The following is a 20,281-nucleotide window of genomic DNA, read 5'->3' as shown; positions in this document are numbered from 1 at the left end:
GTTGAAGCCGATTCGCTAGCACTTGTGGATGCCGATTCACTTGCGCTTGTTGAAGCGGATTCGCTGGCACTTGTAGATGCGGACTCACTTGCGCTTGTTGAAGCGGATTCGCTAGCACTTGTAGATGCGGACTCACTTGCACTTGTGGATGCCGATTCACTGGCACTTGTTGATGCGGATTCACTTGCGCTTGTCGATGCCGATTCGCTGGCACTCGTTGATGCACTTTCACTTGCGCTCGTTGAAGCCGATTCGCTAGCACTTGTGGATGCCGATTCGCTGGCACTCGTTGATGCACTTTCACTTGCGCTTGTTGATGCCGATTCACTTGCGCTCGTTGATGCTGATTCACTTGCGCTTGTTGATGCACTTTCGCTGGCACTAGTAGATGCAGATTCACTTGCGCTTGTTGAGGCACTTTCACTCGCACTCGTTGAGGCCGACTCACTTGCACTCGTTGAAGCAGATTCACTTGCGCTTGTCGAAGCCGATTCGCTGGCACTTGTGGATGCTGATTCACTTGCACTCGTTGATGCACTTTCACTTGCGCTTGTTGATGCCGATTCGCTGGCACTAGTTGATGCACTTTCACTTGCGCTTGTTGATGCCGATTCGCTGGCACTCGTTGATGCACTTTCACTTGCGCTCGTTGAAGCCGATTCGCTGGCACTAGTAGATGCAGATTCACTTGCGCTTGTTGAGGCACTTTCACTTGCGCTTGTTGATGCCGACTCACTTGCACTCGTTGAAGCCGATTCGCTAGCACTTGTGGATGCGGATTCACTTGCACTCGTCGATGCGGATTCACTGGCACTCGTCGAAGCTGATTCGCTGGCACTTGTCGATGCGGATTCACTTGCACTTGTCGAAGCCGATTCACTTGCGCTTGTTGATGCGGATTCACTGGCACTTGTCGAAGCCGATTCACTTGCACTTGTCGAAGCCGATTCACTGGCACTTGTCGAAGCCGATTCACTTGCACTCGTTGAAGCCGATTCACTTGCGCTTGTTGATGCGGACTCACTGGCACCCGTTGAAGCTGATTCACTCGCGCTTGTTGATGCGGACTCACTGGCACTTGTTGAAGCCGACTCACTTGCACTCGTTGAAGCCGATTCGCTTGCGCTAGTAGATGCGGATTCACTGGCACTTGTGGATGCCGATTCGCTGGCACTCGTTGATGCACTTTCACTTGCGCTTGTTGAAGCCGATTCACTGGCACTTGTAGATGCCGATTCGCTGGCACTCGTTGATGCACTTTCACTTGCGCTTGTTGATGCCGATTCACTTGCGCTCGTCGAGGCGGATTCACTTGCGCTCGTCGAGGCGGATTCACTTGCGCTTGTCGAAGCCGACTCACTTGCACTCGTTGAAGCCGATTCGCTAGCACTTGTGGATGCCGATTCACTTGCACTCGTCGAAGCTGATTCGCTGGCACTTGTCGATGCCGATTCGCTGGCACTCGTTGATGCACTTTCACTTGCGCTCGTTGAAGCTGATTCGCTGGCACTTGTGGATGCCGATTCACTTGCGCTTGTTGAAGCTGATTCGCTGGCACTAGTAGAAGCTGACTCACTCGCACTTGTCGAAGCCGATTCGCTAGCACTTGTGGATGCCGATTCACTGGCACTCGTCGAAGCTGATTCGCTGGCACTTGTCGATGCGGATTCACTTGCGCTCGTTGATGCACTTTCACTTGCGCTCGTTGAAGCTGATTCGCTGGCACTTGTGGATGCCGATTCACTTGCGCTTGTTGAAGCGGATTCGCTGGCACTAGTAGAAGCTGACTCACTCGCACTTGTCGAAGCCGATTCGCTAGCACTTGTGGATGCCGATTCGCTTGCGCTTGTCGAAGCCGATTCACTTGCGTTTGTTGAGGCACTTTCACTTGCGCTTGTAGATGCGGACTCACTTGCGCTCGTTGAAGCAGATTCGCTTGCGCTAGTAGATGCGGACTCACTTGCACTTGTTGAAGCGGATTCGCTGGCACTTGTTGAAGCAGATTCACTGGCACTCGTCGAGGCACTTTGACTTGCGCTCGTCGATGCTGATTCACTTGCACTCGTCGATGCCGATTGGCTTGCGCTCGTTGATGCGGATTCACTGGCACTCGTCGATGCACTTTGACTTGCACTCGTTGAAGCTGATTCGCTAGCACTCGTCGATGCCGATTGGCTTGCGCTCGTTGATGCGGATTCACTGGCGCTGGTCGATGCAGATTCGCTGGCGCTCGTTGATGCCGATTGGCTTGCACTCGTTGAGGCTGATTCGCTGGCGCTTGTCGAGGCTGATTCGCTGGCGCTCGTTGATGCAGACTCACTGGCACTCGTTGAAGCTGATTCACTCGCACTTGTTGAAGCCGATTCACTTGCACTCGTCGAGGCACTTTCACTTGCACTAGTTGATGCTGACTCACTTGCGCTCGTTGACGCCGATTGGCTTGCACTTGTCGAAGCAGATTCGCTTGCGCTTGTAGATGCAGATTCACTGGCACTCGTTGAAGCACTTTCACTTGCGCTAGTCGAGGCCGACTGACTTGCACTCGTTGAGGCCGATTCGCTGGCACTCGTCAATGAACTTTCACTTGCACTGATCGATGCGGATTCACTTGCACTCGTTGAGGCACTTTCACTTGCGCTAGTAGAAGCGGATTCACTGGCGCTCGTGGAGGCAGATTCGCTGGCGCTCGTTGATGCTGATTGGCTTGCGCTCGTTGAGGCACTTTCACTGGCACTGGTCGATGCTGATTCACTTGCACTCGTTGAAGCAGATTCGCTTGCGCTCGTTGAGGCGGATTCACTGGCGCTGGTCGAGGCACTTTGGCTTGCACTCGTTGATGCCGATTCGCTTGCGCTTGTCGAGGCACTTTCACTTGCGCTCGTCGAGGCTGACTCACTGGCGCTGGTCGAGGCACTTTCACTGGCACTCGTTGATGCCGATTGGCTGGCACTTGTGGATGCGCTTTGACTTGCACTTGTCGAGGCGGATTCGCTGGCACTAGTTGAGGCCGATTCACTGGCGCTCATTGATGCAGATTCGCTGGCACTCGTCGACGCACTTTCACTTGCGCTCGTTGATGCTGATTCGCTGGCGCTCGTTGATGCTGATTCACTGGCACTCGTCGACGCACTTTCACTTGTGCTAGTAGATGCGGATTCGCTGGCACTAGTTGAAGCAGATCCACTGGCGCTCGTTGAGGCACTTTCACTTGCGCTCGTTGATGCTGATTCGCTGGCGCTCGTTGAGGCACTTTCACTTGCACTTGTCGAGGCTGACTCACTGGCGCTCGTTGAGGCGCTTTGACTTACACTTGTCGAAGCCGATTCACTGGCGCTGGTCGAAGCACTTTGACTTGCACTGGTCGAGGCGGATTCGCTTGCACTCGTCGAGGCACTTTGACTTGCACTCGTTGATGCAGATTCACTGGCGCTCGTTGAGGCACTTTCACTTGCACTTGTCGAGGCGGATTCACTGGCACTCGTTGAAGCACTTTCACTTGCGCTCGTTGAGGTTGATTCACTGGTACTTGTTGAGGCGGATTCGCTTGCGCTTGTCGAGGCGCTTTGACTTGCACTCGTTGAAGCTGATTCGTTTGCGCTTGTCGAAGCCGATTGGCTTGCGCTGGTGGATGCAGATTCACTTGCGCTGGTCGAGGCGCTTTGGCTTGCACTCGTTGAGGCAGATTCGCTGGCACTCGTCGATGCACTTTGACTGGCACTGGTCGAGGCGGATTCACTTGCGCTCGTCGACGCACTTTGACTCGCACTCGTTGAGGCAGATTCGCTGGCACTCGCCGAGGCACTTTCACTTGCACTCGTTGAGGCGCTTTGGCTTGCGCTTGTTGAAGCTGATCCACTTGCACTCGTTGAGGCGCTTTGGCTTGCGCTCGTCGAAGCAGATTGGCTGGCACTTGTTGAAGCAGATTCACTTGCACTTGTGGATGCACTTTCACTTGCACTGGTCGAGGCTGATTCACTTGCGCTCGTCGAGGCACTTTGACTTGCGCTTGTTGAAGCTGATCCACTTGCACTAGTAGAAGCAGATTGGCTGGCACTCGTCGAGGCGGACTCACTTGCACTGGTCGAGGCTGATTCACTGGCACTTGTGGATGCACTTTGACTGGCACTTGTCGAAGCGGATTCGCTGGCACTCGTTGAGGCGCTTTGACTTGCACTCGTTGAGGCGGACTCACTTGCGCTCGTTAAAGCAGATCCGCTTGCGCTAGTAGAAGCTGATTCACTGGCACTCGTCGAGGCACTTTCACTTGCGCTCGTTGAAGCCGATTCACTGGCACTTGTCGAGGCGGATTCGCTGGCACTCGTCAATGCACTTTCACTTGCACTCGTCGAGGCGGATTCACTCGCACTCGTTGAGGCACTTTGGCTTGCACTTGTGGATGCTGATTCGCTAGCGCTCGTCGAAGCGGATTCACTGGCGCTCGTCGAGGCACTTTGACTTGCACTGGTGGATGCAGATTCACTGGCACTTGTTGATGCCGATTCGCTGGCGCTCGTTGAGGCTGATTCACTCGCACTCGTCGAAGCAGATTGACTCGCACTTGTGGATGCTGATTCACTGGCGCTCGTTGAGGCCGATTCGCTGGCACTCGTTGAAGCACTTTGACTTGCACTCGTTGATGCTGATTCACTGGCACTCGTCGATGCTGAAGTACTTGCACTAGTTGACGCACTTTGGCTTGCGCTCGTTGAAGCGGATTCACTGGCACTCGTTGAAGCCGATTCGCTGGCACTGGTCGAGGCGGATTCACTTGCGCTCGTCGACGCACTTTGACTCGCACTCGTTGAGGCAGATTGGCTGGCACTCGTCGAGGCACTTTGGCTTGCACTTATTGAAGCTGATCCACTTGCGCTCGTGGATGCGGATTCGCTTGCACTCGTCGAGGCACTTTCACTTGCGCTCGTTGAAGCAGATCCGCTTGCGCTAGTAGAAGCCGATTCACTGGCACTCGTTGAGGCACTTTGACTTGCACTCGTTGATGCTGATTCACTTGCGCTCGTCGAAGCAGATTGGCTGGCACTTGTTGAAGCAGATTCACTTGCACTCGTCGAGGCACTTTCACTTGCACTGGTCGAGGCTGATTCACTGGCACTTGTGGATGCTGATTCACTTGCACTTGTTGATGCACTTTGACTGGCACTCGTCGAAGCCGATTCACTTGCACTCGTCGAAGCACTTTGACTTGCGCTCGTTGAAGCAGATTCACTTGCGCTCGTCGAGGCGCTTTGACTTGCACTGGTCGAAGCCGATTCGCTTGCACTTGTGGATGCGGATTCATTGGCACTCGTTGAGGCCGATTGGCTTGCACTTGTCGAGGCACTTTGACTTGCACTAGTTGAAGCGGATTCACTGGCACTAATTGAGGCACTTTGACTTGCACTGGTCGAAGCTGATTCACTTGCACTCGTTGAGGCACTTTGACTTGCACTGGTCGAGGCTGACTCGCTGGCGCTCGTTGAGGCACTTTGACTTGCACTCGTCGAAGCCGATTCACTGGCACTGGTTGAGGCACTTTGACTCGCACTCGTTGAAGCCGAGTCACTCGCGCTCGTCGAGGCACTTTGGCTGGCACTCGTTGAAGCCGAGTCACTCGCGCTCGTCGAGGCACTTTGGCTGGCACTCGTTGAAGCCGAGTCACTGGCGCTTGTCGAGGCCGATTCACTTGCACTCGTTGAGGTGCTTTGGCTTGCGCTTGTTGAAGCCAATTGACTTGCGCTCGTTGAGGCCGATTCACTCGCACTGGTTGAACCACTTTGACTCATACTCGTGGAAGCTGACTGACTTGCACTAGTTGAGATGCTTTGGCTAGCTACGGTCGATGCGGATTCACTCTGGCTCATTGACACACTCAGCGACTCAACAATACTTTGCTTTTCACTTTCTACCTGTGAGTTATACTTAGACTGCGATTCACTCTTTGAGGCACTGTCAATTGCTTTGCTAGTCGTGTTGTCAAAATGGTTCTGATCACCATTAGCATACAATTCAATGGCTTCATGCCCCGTTACTTGAGACCAAAAAGCCTTGCTATCAGCTGATCCCCATAACGAACCTGTCCCCCAAGTTTCTAGGTATAAGCGCATTTCAGCTAAATCAGTCACACTGCTACCCGAAAAACTAGTCTCGAATTTAAATGTAACCGACCGCATTGCATATAGCCAGTTAAACCCCCAACCAGCCTGTTCGTTAGTTCGGTAAGTAATGCCGCCTGACCAGTTATCATTGTCAATCTCAAAAACCCGGTCGATCCGCGCTTTATTTTCGCCTTCGCCTTCAAATTGATACTTAACACTAGTTGAAGCATCACCCTCACCCAAAATCTTATCAAGTTGATTGTTCAAAGTCAGTAAATTATTGCCCTCCCCATTGGTTACCTCAATGTGTAAATAAACGTAGGGGTTAAATTTAAACAACCGCCAGCCGTCTTCTTTAATTGTTACTGACCATTTAATAGTTTTCTTAGCAACATCATACTCACCCGTGACCGATTTAAACGGGCCATAGAGACCGGTATAGCTAAACCGAATAGTCTGAGCATCACTATAATCACTAGCCTTATATAAGCTAATAAACGGATTTGCCACCAACTGTTCCAGGGCTTGTAAAGTGGCCGGATCCAGCTCCCAGGTCTGAGTATCAACCGTTGCGGTTTTAGCCAGCGCCAGGCTGTCAGCTAAACTTGCTGAAGTCGACAGTGACGTGCTAGCCGCTCCACTCTGGCTATTCGCCACGCTTTCACTCGCACTCACCGACGCACTTTCGCTCGTCGTATCTTGCGACGTTGAACGACTATCCGACTTAGAATCTGAAGCACTCTCCGTGGTGCTTTGTGAGCCACTTTCCGACATGCTCAAAGAAGCCGAATCGCTCGTTTGGCTTTCCGCGCCCGTCGAGTCGTTATTAGATCCTAAGCTAACCGTATTGGCTTCCGCTAAATTCTGACTGGCATTATTGTCCACTCCAGAATCCACCGTTGACGTTTGGACCTCGGCAAAGGCGTGCGGCGTCGCGACCGCGCCCCCACCGATTAAGGCACTGGCTGCCAAGACCCCCTTTAATAAACTGGTGGTCTTGCTGTCGAGGTTTGTTTCCACCCTAACTTCTTCAGGCTTGACCCCGCTGCTGAGCTTGATCATCCCCAAGCGCGTCAACAGACATTGCACCCATTGCTTACCAGATTTGTACATTTTGACCCGGGTCGTCCGGGAAGCTTCGTCAAATCCCTTTGGCGTCACTTTTTTCTTCACGTTTCTTACCCCTTCCCACTGATCTTTGCCAGTGTGTGGTAAACGTTCTCGTAGCTCGTAAGCTACCCAGTCAGCTGCGCCCAACCCTAATTAAATAAACGCCTACCAAATTTTTTTGTAACTGCTAGATAACATCAAAAGCAGAGTAAATGGGGATCCTGGCTGACTAACACCAGTTTCCAGCTGAGTAGCTGGCGTGATCGCAAAGGTCGTCATCTTTGTAATTTTCGCCGGAGTTATTCAGGATGAATAACGTTTGCTTATCCAACCTTGGGCAAACCAAAGTGAATTCGCCTGGCACCACCAAACCATTCAATTTTCTTAACCATTCCTTGTTTTCGACGTCATAATTTTATCATAAATAATTGTTTATCATTAGATCTATAAAGTTGGTTGTTAATTTGTACCAACTTCCTTTCGTTACTCACGACTAAAAATTAATTTCCCTAACTTTTACCGTCCACTTTCGCTACTTATCTCCGCGGGAAGTTAATTTTCCAAGGGTTCGTTAATTTTATTAATCAATGAACAAATAAAAATATTGAATCTTAACCCCTCCCATTTCATTAATCGATCATTAATCATTTTGTTGAAATCCATCAAATTTTAGTTTGTTGTCAGTTTAAAAACCGGCAATATTCCAAAATCAGATCGATTAGCAATTCTTCTTCACCTTTTTAGTCATTTATGCACTGATCGTCTATTAATTTTAATAAACGATTATTTCGGTTATGTCACCGTATTATAAAACGTTTTACTTAAAAGTAAAGTTCACTTTCTTTTTGACACTTCACTGAGCGAGCCGGTTGGCAAAATCACCGGCAAGCCAATCACTTCGCGTTTTTGCGAACTATGCCTTTTGATATACGACGATATCTAGATATTGCGACATTGGACAGATCAATCTTTAAATTTATTTTTTAATTACCTTAATAGCAGCATTTTTGCTGCATTAAACAAAGAAAAATAAATTTATTTTGTTATGACAAATATTTCTGGATATGTCGTATCCCAATTTCCCAAAACAAAAAAACTCCGCCGGAGCAGGCGGAGTGGTTAGTTAATCTAATTCACTTTCATCGTTTTCGTCGTCTTCATCCTGATCCTTCTTTGAAAGGGCGATCAGCATTGCCCTGACCAACGCAATTACGCTACTAGGCGGTTTAGTCGTAGCAGCCTTAGCCCTTTGATGACCAACTTTGGCGGAGGAATTAGTGGCCCCCTGTGCTTCATCCGTCGTGTCATTGGCCGTGGTTGCGCCTGGTTAGGCAGCAACTAGCCCCTGACCGGCAGCTAACCGATCAGCACTCCGAAGCAAATTCGACACCGATACAACGGGCGCCAGTTGGCTTGGTGCAGCCGTTTCACTCACAGTCTGACGACTTAAAGAATTCTCCTGGGGACGGAGCGAATTTGCCGTCAGCTGAGTAGCTGTGGGGCCAACACTTTGCATGACGCTTGCCGCGAGACGAGTTGTCCTCAGCGCTGTCAGAGCTTGCTCGCGTTCATTCGTGAGCGCTGATTCACTCCACAAAGTTGACCTGCTTTGGCTGGCACTGGTCATTGTCGAAGCTACCACGCTAGTTACACTCCCGGAATCCTTTCACTTGGGGCCAGAGACTCACTGGTGCTAACTGAAGTCGCAATCTCCTGCGCCCTTTGTGATTCAGCCACTTGCCGGGATAAGGATTCACTCTGCATCCACGCAGCCGCTTCGCTGACTGATGCTTCGGCTAAGTTGCGCGATAATGGCGCACTCACCTTGGCCACTGCCGAGGCGGCGGCACTCATTGATCGTGCGACGCTTACAGATTCACTCAAGAATTTTGCAGTGTCGGTACTGACCAAAACGGCAACTAACTTTTTTAAAGTAAGTTATTCCAGCCGCGAACGATCAAAAAGCCCGGCGTCAGGATCACTCCTGGCACCGGGCTTTACCTTCCCTTGGCAACTAACTATTTATCTTCTTGATCGCGGCGCTTCTTGCGGCCGAGCAAGCCGGCTAGCAAGATGTCCAGGCCACCCAGCAGGCCAGTAGCCGGGGCGGATTCATTCCCGGTTTGCGGCAGCTTTTCAACGGCCTTGCCGGTATTCGTCGCGCTCGGGTCAACTGGACGGGCTAAGTTGACGTAGTTCTCCGCGTTCGTCGTCACATGCGAGCCCAGTTGACTGATTGATTCAGAATCGTACTTCGCCAGACCGTCACCCGAAAGACTGGTTGTCTGTGAAGTTGATACTGATTGGGAGTCAACCTTGTGACTGTCTGACCCACTCAGGCTGGCCGTTTCCGACGTACTCAATGAGGTCGAAGTGTTGTCGCTAGTACTGAAGCTTTGCGATTCAACCTTGTGACTGTCCGAACCACTAAGACTAGCAGAGTCACTTGCACTCAACGAAGTGGATTCTTCCGCGCTGGTTGAGGCCGATTCACTTGCGCTTGTTGATGCACTCTCACTAGCACTCATTGAAGCCAATTCATTTGCACTTGTTGAAGCTAATTCACTAGCGCTCGTTGAGGCCGATTCACTTGCGCTTGTTGATGCACTTTCACTAGCACTCATTGAAGCCAATTCATTTGCACTTGTTGAAGCTAATTCACTAGCGCTCGTTGAGGCCGATTCACTAGCGCTCGTTGATGCACTTTCACTGGCACTCGTTGAAGCCAACTTACTTGCACTTGTGGATGCCGATTCGCTGGCACTTGTAGAAGCAGATTCACTTGCGCTTGTCGATTCGGATTCACTGGCACTCGTTGACGCTGACGTCGAAGCACTTGTAGAAGCACTCGTTGATGCGCTAGTCGAAGCACTGGTTGATGCACTCGTCGAAGCACTCGTCGATGCTGACGTGCTCAACGACGTTGACAATGATTGCGATTCACTCACACTCGTCGAGGCACTGGTTGAAGCACTTGTGGATGCGCTTGTTGATGCACTCGTTGATGCGCTAGTCGAAGCACTCGTTGACGCACTGGTTGATGCGCTTGTTGATGCACTCGTCGAGGCACTGGTTGAAGCACTTGTGGATGCGCTTGTTGAAGCACTCGTTGATGCGCTAGTCGAAGCACTGGTTGATGCACTCGTCGAGGCGCTAGTAGATGCGCTTGTTGATGCGCTAGTCGAAGCACTCGTTGACGCTGACGTCGAGGCGCTAGTCGAAGCACTCGTTGACGCACTGGTTGATGCACTCGTCGAAGCACTAGTAGAAGCACTGGTTGATGCGCTCGTCGAAGCACTTGTAGAAGCACTGGTTGATGCGCTCGTCGAAGCACTTGTAGAAGCACTCGTTGATGCGCTTGTTGATGCACTCGTCGAAGCACTAGTAGAAGCACTGGTTGAGGCACTCGTCGAAGCACTTGTTGATGCACTCGTTGATGCACTCGTCGATGCTGACGTGCTCAACGACGTTGACAATGATTGCGATTCACTCACACTCGTTGACGCCGATTCACTGGCACTGGTTGAGGCACTCGTCGAGGCGCTAGTAGAAGCACTCGTTAACGCACTCGTCGAAGCACTTGTTGAGGCACTCGTTGACGCACTTGTGGATGCGCTAGTAGAAGCACTGGTTGAGGCACTCGTCGAAGCGCTAGTAGAAGCACTCGTTGACGCACTTGTCGAAGCACTCGTCGAGGCGCTTGTTGAAGCACTCGTTGAGGCACTCGTTGATGCACTTGTGGATGCACTCGTCGAAGCACTTGTAGAAGCACTGGTTGAGGCACTTTGACTTGCACTCGTCGATGCTGACGTGCTCAACGACGTTGACAATGATTGCGATTCACTCACACTCGTTGACGCCGATTCACTGGCACTGGTTGAGGCACTCGTCGAAGCGCTAGTAGAAGCACTCGTTGAGGCACTGGTTGAGGCACTCGTCGAAGCGCTTGTTGAAGCACTCGTTGATGCGCTAGTCGAAGCACTGGTTGAGGCACTCGTTGACGCACTCGTCGAAGCGCTTGTTGAAGCACTGGTTGAGGCACTCGTCGAAGCACTTGTGGATGCACTCGTCGAAGCACTTGTCGAGGCGCTTGTTGATGCACTGGTTGATGCGCTAGTAGAAGCACTGGTTGAGGCACTCGTCGAGGCGCTAGTAGAAGCACTCGTTGACGCACTCGTCGATGCTGACGTGCTCAACGACGTTGACAATGATTGCGATTCACTCACACTCGTTGACGCCGATTCACTGGCACTGGTTGAGGCACTCGTCGAGGCACTCGTTGACGCACTCGTCGAAGCGCTTGTTGAAGCACTGGTTGAGGCACTCGTCGAAGCACTGGTTGAGGCACTCGTCGAAGCACTTGTGGATGCACTCGTCGAAGCACTTGTCGAGGCGCTTGTTGATGCACTCGTTGATGCGCTAGTAGAAGCACTGGTTGAGGCACTCGTCGAGGCGCTAGTAGAAGCACTCGTTGACGCACTCGTCGATGCTGACGTGCTCAACGACGTTGACAATGATTGCGATTCACTCACACTCGTTGACGCCGATTCACTGGCGCTGGTTGAGGCACTCGTCGAAGCACTCGTTGACGCACTTGTAGAAGCACTCGTTGATGCGCTAGTCGAAGCACTGGTTGAGGCACTCGTCGAAGCACTTGTCGAGGCGCTTGTTGATGCACTCGTTGATGCACTCGTCGAAGCGCTAGTAGAAGCACTGGTTGAGGCACTCGTCGAGGCACTTGTAGAAGCACTCGTTGACGCACTCGTCGAAGCACTGGTTGAGGCACTCGTTGACGCACTTGTGGATGCGCTAGTCGAAGCACTCGTTGACGCACTCGTCGAGGCTGACGTGCTCAACGACGTTGACAATGATTGCGATTCACTCACACTCGTTGACGCCGATTCACTGGCACTGGTTGAGGCACTCGTCGAGGCGCTTGTTGAAGCACTGGTTGAGGCACTCGTTGATGCACTAGTCGAAGCACTCGTTGATGCGCTAGTAGAAGCACTTGTGGATGCACTCGTTGACGCACTTGTGGATGCGCTAGTAGAAGCACTCGTTGACGCACTTGTGGATGCGCTCGTTGATGCGCTAGTCGAAGCACTTGTTGAGGCACTCGTCGAAGCGCTAGTAGAAGCACTCGTTGACGCACTTGTAGAAGCACTCGTTGATGCGCTAGTCGAAGCACTGGTTGAGGCACTCGTCGAGGCGCTAGTAGAAGCACTTGTGGATGCACTCGTCGAAGCACTTGTTGACGCACTTGTAGAAGCACTCGTTGATGCGCTAGTAGAAGCACTGGTTGAGGCACTCGTCGAGGCGCTAGTAGAAGCACTTGTGGATGCACTCGTTGACGCACTAGTCGAAGCACTCGTTGATGCACTCGTCGAAGCACTAGTAGAAGCACTCGTTGACGCACTTGTGGATGCGCTAGTCGAAGCACTGGTTGACGCACTCGTTGACGCACTAGTAGAAGCACTTATCGAGGCGCTAGTAGAAGCACTTGTGGATGCACTCGTCGAAGCGCTCGTTGACGCACTTGTGGATGCGCTCGTTGACGCTGACGTTGACGCGCTTGTCGATGCTGATTGGCTAGCCGAAGTCGATTGACTTACACTGGTCGAAGCAGAATCCTTTGCCGAAAGAGAAGCCGACTCGCTGGCGGATACCGAAGCTTCACTGGCACTCTTTGAGGCACTTTCGCTATCTGACAATGACGCCGCTGCACTTTGGCTTTCCGCTGGGGTCTGGTGATCCAGATAGTAGATGGCTTCCTTTAAATTATTTTGGTCGTCCAGCAATTCAAAGAAATTCTTGACATCCCTAACACTCCCCATACCAGCCATTTCAGTTGTCAGCTTCTCATAAGCCGCATCAAATGCTTGTCGCTTAGCTGGTGTGGCCTCAGTATAGTGTGGGCTGTTTTTAATGCTTTCCGCACCATTCAAGAGGGTATTTAACTGATCAATGATTCCGCCGCTACCAACTGTCCCAATCCCTCGACCTGGTTTATTAGGTCCACCAATAGCTTCCAACAAATCATTCAGCAGTTGATTTTTATAGACCGCATTTCCTTGCCCGACTTCCCCATTAACTGGTAGATTACTCCAATCATGGTTCTTAATAAGGTCTCCATAGGTAGTGGACAGCGCTGCCCCGGTCTGATCAGTGCTAGGATCAAACATCGCAATCGCATTTAAGTAGGTATCGACCAAATCATGGTAGTTCTTGCCATACTTCTGAACATTGGCCGGATCCATTAAATCGATTTGCTTGGTCAATTCTTTATGCGTTTGCTCAATTGCATTAAGCTTTTCGTTATATTGCTGTTCAAAGCTACTCAAATCACCGGTTGGCTTAGTAACAGTTTGATCATCCGGATTGTACTTCCAGTAATTAATCAGCTCACTGTTTGGATCAGTGACTAACTTGAAAAAGTCCCTTACTTGGTTACTGTAATCAGTAATTTCCTTACTTAAATCATTTAATTTAACTTCCCGCGTGTAGGTATTAACAATTTCCAGGGTATTGGTTTCTGCATTGTAATGTCTGGCGACGGTTAATTTGTAACCAGGAATATCAGAGCCGTGACCATTTTCATCAAGATAAGCGTTCCGGTTTAGATCTTCCTTAATGGCTGTTTCCAAATCCTTGGCAGTATAAGCATCCGCCTTCAAAGTACCACCCTTGCCATCTTTGACCGGGTTGGTGTGGCCGGCATCAGCATACACCGTTTGCTTGCCCGCCTGTGGCACGATCACATTAACCGAGTAATTCCCCCGGTCAACCGTCTTTTGTCCCTCAGCGCCATTGACCGTTACCGCATCGTAAGTGACCTCTTGGTAGTGAGCTTGATCAACTCCCCAGTTATTAACAGTATAGTTCTGACCCCCCCGGTCCAGTAACCGTATGGCCGACCGAGCTGTATCCCTTCCCGTTAACCATTGGTCCCTGCACTGTAATCGTGGCTTCGCGGGCTGGAATCGTAGTATCTAATCCCTTCGTATCAAAAACATCCGTCACGTGGACGTTCATGTGTTGGTACTCTAAGTTCGGTGAGACTTCTTCGCCGTTAAAATGACCATAGTTATAATTTGAGCCATCTTGGTAGCTCCCGAGCGCCGTTACAACCCCCGATACTCCTAATTGTTCCTTGATGGTTTGGTCTGAAAGAGTGGTAAATTCTACCCGGGTCGTCAACGCAATCGTATTACCCGTCCAACCTTGCGACTTCCAAGACATCCCACTCCCGAAGCCATCTTGCCGGTAAACACCCCCATTTGGATTTACCGTATCATCGTGGTAGGCATTGGAACTAACCTTATCGACAAACATCCCTTGACCAAAGCTCGCACCAGTCTGGCCAGCTTTTCCCCACGTAGCGGCCCGTGGTGAGGTACTGTTAGGGTCAGTGTCATCCTTATTATCCATGAAGAAATTATCTTGAACCTGCTTTTCATTCGTCAAATAGTTGACACTTTGGATCGTCAAAGATTGTTCGTGTTGGTAGTTTTGTCCCTTGGCGGCCGCTTGTTTGGCTTGCTCCCAAGCCGTTCCCCAATCACCGGTCGAGGCATACAGTGGATGGTCCACGACTTGACCATTACTGTTAACGAATTGCACACCATCCGCCGTTGGTTTAACTTCCCAGCTGACGTCCACAATTTGGTTGCCCTTGCCACTGCCTGTACTATTGTCGACGTGGTCGTTATTATCACTGTAATAGTAGCTGGTCAACTTTACATTGCCTTGCAAAGTCAAGTCCTTCGTCAGCGCAAACCCAAAGCGGGTTGAGTTCCCCTTATGATCCATACTCGTCCCAGACGAATTCCAAAAGCCCCCATCGGGCATGTACGTAATCGTCCAGTGCCGGAGGTTTGGATTTTCCGCGTCTTGGTCAACTTCAACCTTAATCGACTTATCCGGCCCATAATTGGCAGCTAAATCGTACCCGGCCCAGTAGCCTTTCCCATCGGTTACCCCTTTATAGAAGTCGGCATTTAAGTTCCCCATGTCCTGAAAGACTGGGACACCACTTAAATCAGTTTGACCGCGACTGATTGCCCCCACGGATGCCCGGTCCCCGCCATTGGTCAAGTTTGCCGCAAAATTGGCAAACGGCATTGGGACTGACTTAGGATTTTCAATTGCATCCAGCACCGCCGTCAATTGTTGTGTCCCGTAGGCATAATCTTCATCCGACAATTGGCTGGCCGTTTTAACCTGACTGTACGCGGCCACTGTGGCGGTCAGGGCAAGTTGCTGTTGACTGCTAGCTGATTGAAACTCAGGAGTCTGTTGCAAACTGTAAGCCCGCGCCAGGGCTTGATCAAAGGCCGCTTCACTGGCCGAAATGGTTGGTTGCGTAGTTGCTGTGGTAGTTGTTTGATCGGTAACATTTTGCGACTTTTGGCTCGCTTCAGACGTTGCCAAAGAAGCACTGGCGGATTGGTGGGCAGCCAGGCTCTCTGAAGCACTGATGGATTGACTTTGTGAAACGCTCAAGGACACACTTTCCGACTGACTTTGCGCTGTGCTTAACGAGGCACTGCTTGAATCAGTCTGACTGGTCTGCGAAGCGCTGGCCTGCTCAGTTGAATCGCTCAGACTAGCTTGACTGTGCGACAGCGTAACGGTGTTTTGATCTGCCAACTGTTCACCAGACGTCAAATTCGTATTGGTTTGGGCCACAGGGGTACTAGTCGCTGCTAAGGCCCCAGTGGTCCCTACCGCGCCACCGCCAACTAAGGCGCTAGCCGCCAGAACCCCTTTCAAGAGTAATTCCGCCTGACCATTTTTCGCAGTCAGCGCTTGCTCATCCGGGTGGACAGCAGTCGACAAGCGTAGCAACCCTAAGCGAGTCATCAAACATTGGACCCATTGTTTTCCTGATTTATATAACTTCACCCGTGTTTTCCGTGAACTTTCATCAAAGCCATTATTCATTGTTCGCTTGCTCATCTTTTTCCATCCTCTCTTTCATTCCAAGACACTCTCACCCATCATTTTTCACTCTGATTCGACCGTTAAGCAAAAAGTTTTTGCCTTTCCTCCCAATCCGTCGCAACCAGATTATTTATCTCTTTCTTACCCTTATCTAACGATTCATTTAACCCTAAATATCCCTCTCAAACACAGTTATATCAATATGTACCGGAATTGCATCACCCGAAAAATGTTAATCGCTTTTAAAATACTTATCGAAAACTAAAATGATTATAGATCACTCGCTAAGCTTTTTCAACAATCACGCAATAATTAAATCGTTTTCTTTTATCCGTTGAAAAATTTTTCAGACAATTTGCGAAATAATTAAAAATCAAACCGCTAATTTTACATACAAAAAAGCGGGTGACGTGTCACATCACCCGCTTTAGCAGCGCAAAAATCCCCCGGCCTCAATTTGATACCAGGGAATTTTTCTACCTATTTAGTTTTCTTGTCATCACGTTTCTTGCGCCGACCAAGCAAGCCAGCTAAGAAGAGGCCGAACCCGCCTAACCAGCCAGTCGAAGCCGTTGATTCCGCCCCGGTTTGCGACAAGGCCGCTTGACTACCCTCGTGCGAAGCAACGGTGCTGCTGGTTGCTGTCAAGCTAATTGCAGTTTGACTGTTTGAAAGAGAATTCGAGTCGCGTTTTAGATCGTCTGATCCAGAGAGCGATTCACTCAGAGTCTGGCTCAAGGAGTCCGAACTCGAAATTGACAGGCTGTCCGAAGCAGATTGGCTGGCACTGCCAGAATCAACTTTATGACTGGTCGATTCACTCGTCGTTTCTGAGCTATTCGAAATTGATTCACTATCGCTCGTTGAACTCGATTCGCTTGTTGAGTCGCTGCCACTTGATGATTCAGAATCACTTGACATTGATCCGCTCTCACTTGGTGAACTCGAGTCGCTTGGCGTCTCTGAGCTATTGGAAATTGATTCACTGTCGCTCGTTGGACTCGATTCACTAGTACTTTCTGAGTCAGACTCGCTGATCGATTCACTGTTGCTTTCCGATTTGGATTCGCTAGTTGATTCACTATTACTTTCTGAGTCTGATTCGCTAGTTGACACGGATTCACTCGCACTTGTTGAAGCAGACTCACTTGCACTCGTCGAAGCTGATTCACTCGCACTCGTTGATGCACTTTGACTGGCTGAATTCGAGGCCGAGTTGCTTGCGGACGTCGAAGCCGAGCCGCTAGCTGAGTTTGACGCACTTAGGCTGGCACTGCTGGAAGCCGACTGCGAATCACTTAATGAAGCGGAAACCTTAGCACTATCTGAAGCTGAGTCTTCGCGACTCTCCGATTCGGAAACCGCCTTGGAATGCGATTCCCTTTGACTATCGAGTCCGCTTCAGACACAAATAGGCTGTCAGAAACGGACTTACTTTGAGAAGTCGATGCTGATTCACTTTCAAAGATCGAAGTTGATTCGCTTTGATACGTTGAAGTTGAGACACTTTGGGAAGTGGACACACTTTGGAAAGTCGAAGTCGACTCGCTCTGCCATATAGAATCTGAATAAGATTGCGACATCGACTGACTTTTCTGTGAAAAGCTGTTAACTTCACTATTGTCCAGTTTACCTTCTTTCAAGTTGTTAATTTCTTGCCCAACTAGGTTTCCATAAATGTTATCGTAGCCTATCCCATCTTGATAAGAATTAGCAATCGCATACAAACCAGAGAAGGCCCCACCATTCGCCCCGCGGTCCAACTCGGCTTGGCTGACATTCGAGTGTATCGTCTTAAACGAAACAGTATATGAGGCATAGACGGTATCGATGGTCTGCATATACATCGCCGTCCCAATTGTATCCTTATTGAATGACGACGTAAACGGCGCTTGGTAGTTGACCAGATCTTGGGTCGGGGGTTCACCAATCAAGCCCGCGTTATCAAATTCGTTGTTGTAAGCAAACGAGGCATGGTTTTTGTCACCATACTTTGCATCAAAGACCGATTGATTGTCCCCATGGCATTACGATCAGTTGGCCCCGGCGTCACTAGGTTCGCTAGTAGCATCACCATTGCTGACTCGAGCCGTTTTAATAAGGAATCCTAAGAAAGAAAAGCCCCCTTTGATAACCAATCCTAGTTACCAAAGGGGGACTTCAATCCTCATCTTTCCTATTTCTTATCATCATTTCGCTTCTTGCGCCGGCCTAGTAAGCCAGCTAAGAAGAGGCCTAGGCCACCCAGCCAGCTAGTGGTTGTCTGCGCCGGTTCAGCCCCCGTTTGTGGCAAGGCTGATTGACTAGCGGTTTGTGAAGCTACCGCCCGGGCCGTTGCAGTCATGTTCAATTCCGAACCACTGCCGGACACGGAGTTAGTGCTTGCTTCCACACTCTCAGATTGCGAAAGGGAGCGTGACACACTGCTGCTTTGACTGGTCGATGTGGTGGTGCTAAGCGAATCGGAGTCTAGTTTGTCACTGTCCGATTGCGATTCACTGACCGTATCTGACGTTGATTCACTGCTAGATACTGACAGCGAAAGTGATTGACTGGTGCTTGCCGAATCTGACAAAGTATTTGAATCTGCCTTGTGACTCTCGGAGGTTGACCCAGACTCACTCAGCGTCTGTGAGGTCGTTTCTGACGTTGTCTCGCTTGTTGGTTCACTATCCGATTGCGAGTCTGATTCACTCAGCGTCTGCGACGTTGTTTCGGATGTCGTCTCGCTTGTTGGTTCACTATCCGATTGCGAGTCTGATTCACTCAGCGTCTGCGACGTTGTTTCTGACGTCGTCTCACTCGTTGGCTCGCTATCCGATTGTGAGTCTGATTCGCTCAGCGTTTGTGACGTCGTTTCTGACGTTGTCTCGCTTGCTGGTTCACTATCGGATTGTGAGTCTGATTCACTGTACGACTTACTCAGCGACGTCGATTCGGATTCCGAGTCGCTGTACGACTTGCTCAACGACGCCGATTCAGATTCCGAGTCGCTGTACGACTTGCTCAACGATGTCGATTCGGATTCTGAGTCACTGTACGACTTACTCAGCGACGTCGATTCAGATTCGGAATCGCTGTACGACTTGCTTAACGACGTTGATTCAGATTCCGAGTCACTATACGACTTGCTCAAGGAGGTCGATTCGGATTCAGAATCACTGTACGACTTACTCAACGACGTTGATTCGGATTCCGAGTCACTATACGACTTGCTTAGCGACGTCGATTCAGAATCACTGTAGGACTTGCTTAGTGACGTCGATTCGGATTCCGAGTCGCTGTAGGACTTGCTCAACGACGTCGATTCAGATTCCGAGTCGCTGTAGGACTTACTCAATGACGTGGATTCAGATTCTGAGTCGCTGTACGACTTGCTCAACGACGTCGATTCGGATTCGGAATCACTGTACGACTTGCTTAGCGACGTCGATTCAGAATCACTGTAGGACTTGCTTAGTGACGTCGATTCGGATTCCGAGTCACTATACGACTTGCTCAACGACGTCGATTCAGATTCCGAGTCGCTGTACGACTTACTCAATGACGTGGATTCAGATTCTGAGTCGCTGTACGACTTGCTTAGTGACGTCGATTCGGATTCCGAGTCGCTGTACGACTTGCTCAACGACGTCGATTCAGATTCAGAGTCACTGTACGACTTGCTCAACGAGGTCGATTCAGATTCCGAGTCACTATACGACTTACTCAACGATGTCGATTCAGACTCCGAGTCGCTGTACGACTTACTCAATGACGTGGATTCAGATTCGGAATCACTGTACGACTTGCTTAGCGACGTCGATTCGGATTCCGAGTCGCTGTACGACTTGCTCAACGATGTCGATTCGGATTCTGAGTCACTGTACGACTTGCTTAACGACGTTGATTCAGATTACGAGTCACTGTACGACGTACTCAACGATGTCGATAACGATTGTGATTCACTCACTGACGTTGACGCACTTTCGCTCGCACTCATTGACGCTGATGTGCTCAACGACGTCGATAACGATTGCGATTCGCTTACTGATGTCGATGCACTTTCACTCGCACTCGTCGACGCCGACGTACTTAATGACGTTGATAACGATTGTGATTCACTCACTGACGTCGACGCACTGATACTTGCACTT

The 20,281-nt window shown here is 50.3% G+C and carries 8 protein-coding genes and 2 pseudogenes; 3 read left to right on the top strand and 7 right to left on the bottom strand.

The annotated features are described in order from the left end of the window. Positions 1 to 4,850, bottom strand: a 4,850-nt coding sequence (locus BN54_RS10630; RefSeq protein ID WP_437176730.1) for a hypothetical protein, incomplete at its 3' end; no start/stop codon positions are given. A gap of 134 nt (positions 4,851 to 4,984) precedes the next feature. Between BN54_RS10630 and BN54_RS10510 the strand changes: the two genes are divergently transcribed. After that, entirely contained in the window at positions 4,985 to 5,353 is a 369-nt protein-coding gene (locus BN54_RS10510; RefSeq protein ID WP_019205215.1) for a hypothetical protein, read from the top strand. Between the two features lie 39 nt (positions 5,354 to 5,392). Continuing rightward, positions 5,393 to 5,809: a hypothetical protein gene (locus BN54_RS10505; RefSeq protein WP_302463761.1), complete on the top strand. Its 417-nt coding sequence runs from the start codon at positions 5,393 to 5,395 to the stop codon at positions 5,807 to 5,809. Positions 5,810 to 7,142: 1,333 nt separating this feature from the next. Here BN54_RS10505 and BN54_RS10500 read toward each other — a convergent pair. From BN54_RS10500 to BN54_RS09690, 6 genes and pseudogenes are all read right to left on the bottom strand, one after another. Continuing rightward, positions 7,143 to 7,253 (bottom strand): annotated as a pseudogene (locus BN54_RS10500) (KxYKxGKxW signal peptide domain-containing protein); the annotation flags it as partial. A gap of 1,967 nt (positions 7,254 to 9,220) precedes the next feature. Then, on the bottom strand, positions 9,221 to 9,658 hold the full coding sequence (locus tag BN54_RS10625) for an LPXTG cell wall anchor domain-containing protein (RefSeq protein ID WP_019205214.1): 438 nt from the start codon (positions 9,656 to 9,658) through the stop codon (positions 9,221 to 9,223). Between the two features lie 543 nt (positions 9,659 to 10,201). Then, positions 10,202 to 12,847 (bottom strand): annotated as a pseudogene (locus BN54_RS09955) (hypothetical protein); the annotation flags it as partial. Positions 12,848 to 14,069: 1,222 nt separating this feature from the next. Then, positions 14,070 to 16,160 (bottom strand): KxYKxGKxW signal peptide domain-containing protein, encoded by a 2,091-nt coding sequence (locus tag BN54_RS00750; protein WP_019205211.1) that lies wholly within the window; start codon positions 16,158 to 16,160, stop codon positions 14,070 to 14,072. Between the two features lie 465 nt (positions 16,161 to 16,625). Beyond that, entirely contained in the window at positions 16,626 to 16,793 is a 168-nt protein-coding gene (locus BN54_RS10285) for an LPXTG cell wall anchor domain-containing protein (RefSeq protein WP_191976432.1), read from the bottom strand. Between the two features lie 1,528 nt (positions 16,794 to 18,321). Further along, positions 18,322 to 18,489 (bottom strand): LPXTG cell wall anchor domain-containing protein, encoded by a 168-nt coding sequence (locus BN54_RS09690; protein ID WP_235720475.1) that lies wholly within the window; start codon positions 18,487 to 18,489, stop codon positions 18,322 to 18,324. Between the two features lie 305 nt (positions 18,490 to 18,794). Between BN54_RS09690 and BN54_RS10105 the strand changes: the two genes are divergently transcribed. Next, positions 18,795 to 20,270 (top strand): hypothetical protein, encoded by a 1,476-nt coding sequence (locus BN54_RS10105; protein ID WP_155818198.1) that lies wholly within the window; start codon positions 18,795 to 18,797, stop codon positions 20,268 to 20,270. The last annotated feature ends 11 nt before the right edge of the window (positions 20,271 to 20,281 follow it).

Origin of the sequence: Limosilactobacillus ingluviei str. Autruche 4 (assembly GCF_000312405.1) — a bacterium.
Taxonomy (GTDB): domain Bacteria; phylum Bacillota; class Bacilli; order Lactobacillales; family Lactobacillaceae; genus Limosilactobacillus; species Limosilactobacillus ingluviei.
The sequence above is the reverse complement of the archived record's forward strand: the minus strand, read 5'-3'. Positions and strand labels throughout refer to the sequence as shown.

What these genes read in the sequence shown, in the direction of transcription:
- BN54_RS00750 (WP_019205211.1), bottom strand. Translation starts at nt 16,160, where the DNA reads ATGAGCAAGCGAACAATGAATAATGGCTTTGATGAAAGTTCACGGAAA.
- BN54_RS09690 (WP_235720475.1), bottom strand. Translation starts at nt 18,489, where the DNA reads ATGACTGCAACGGCCCGGGCGGTAGCTTCACAAACCGCTAGTCAATCA.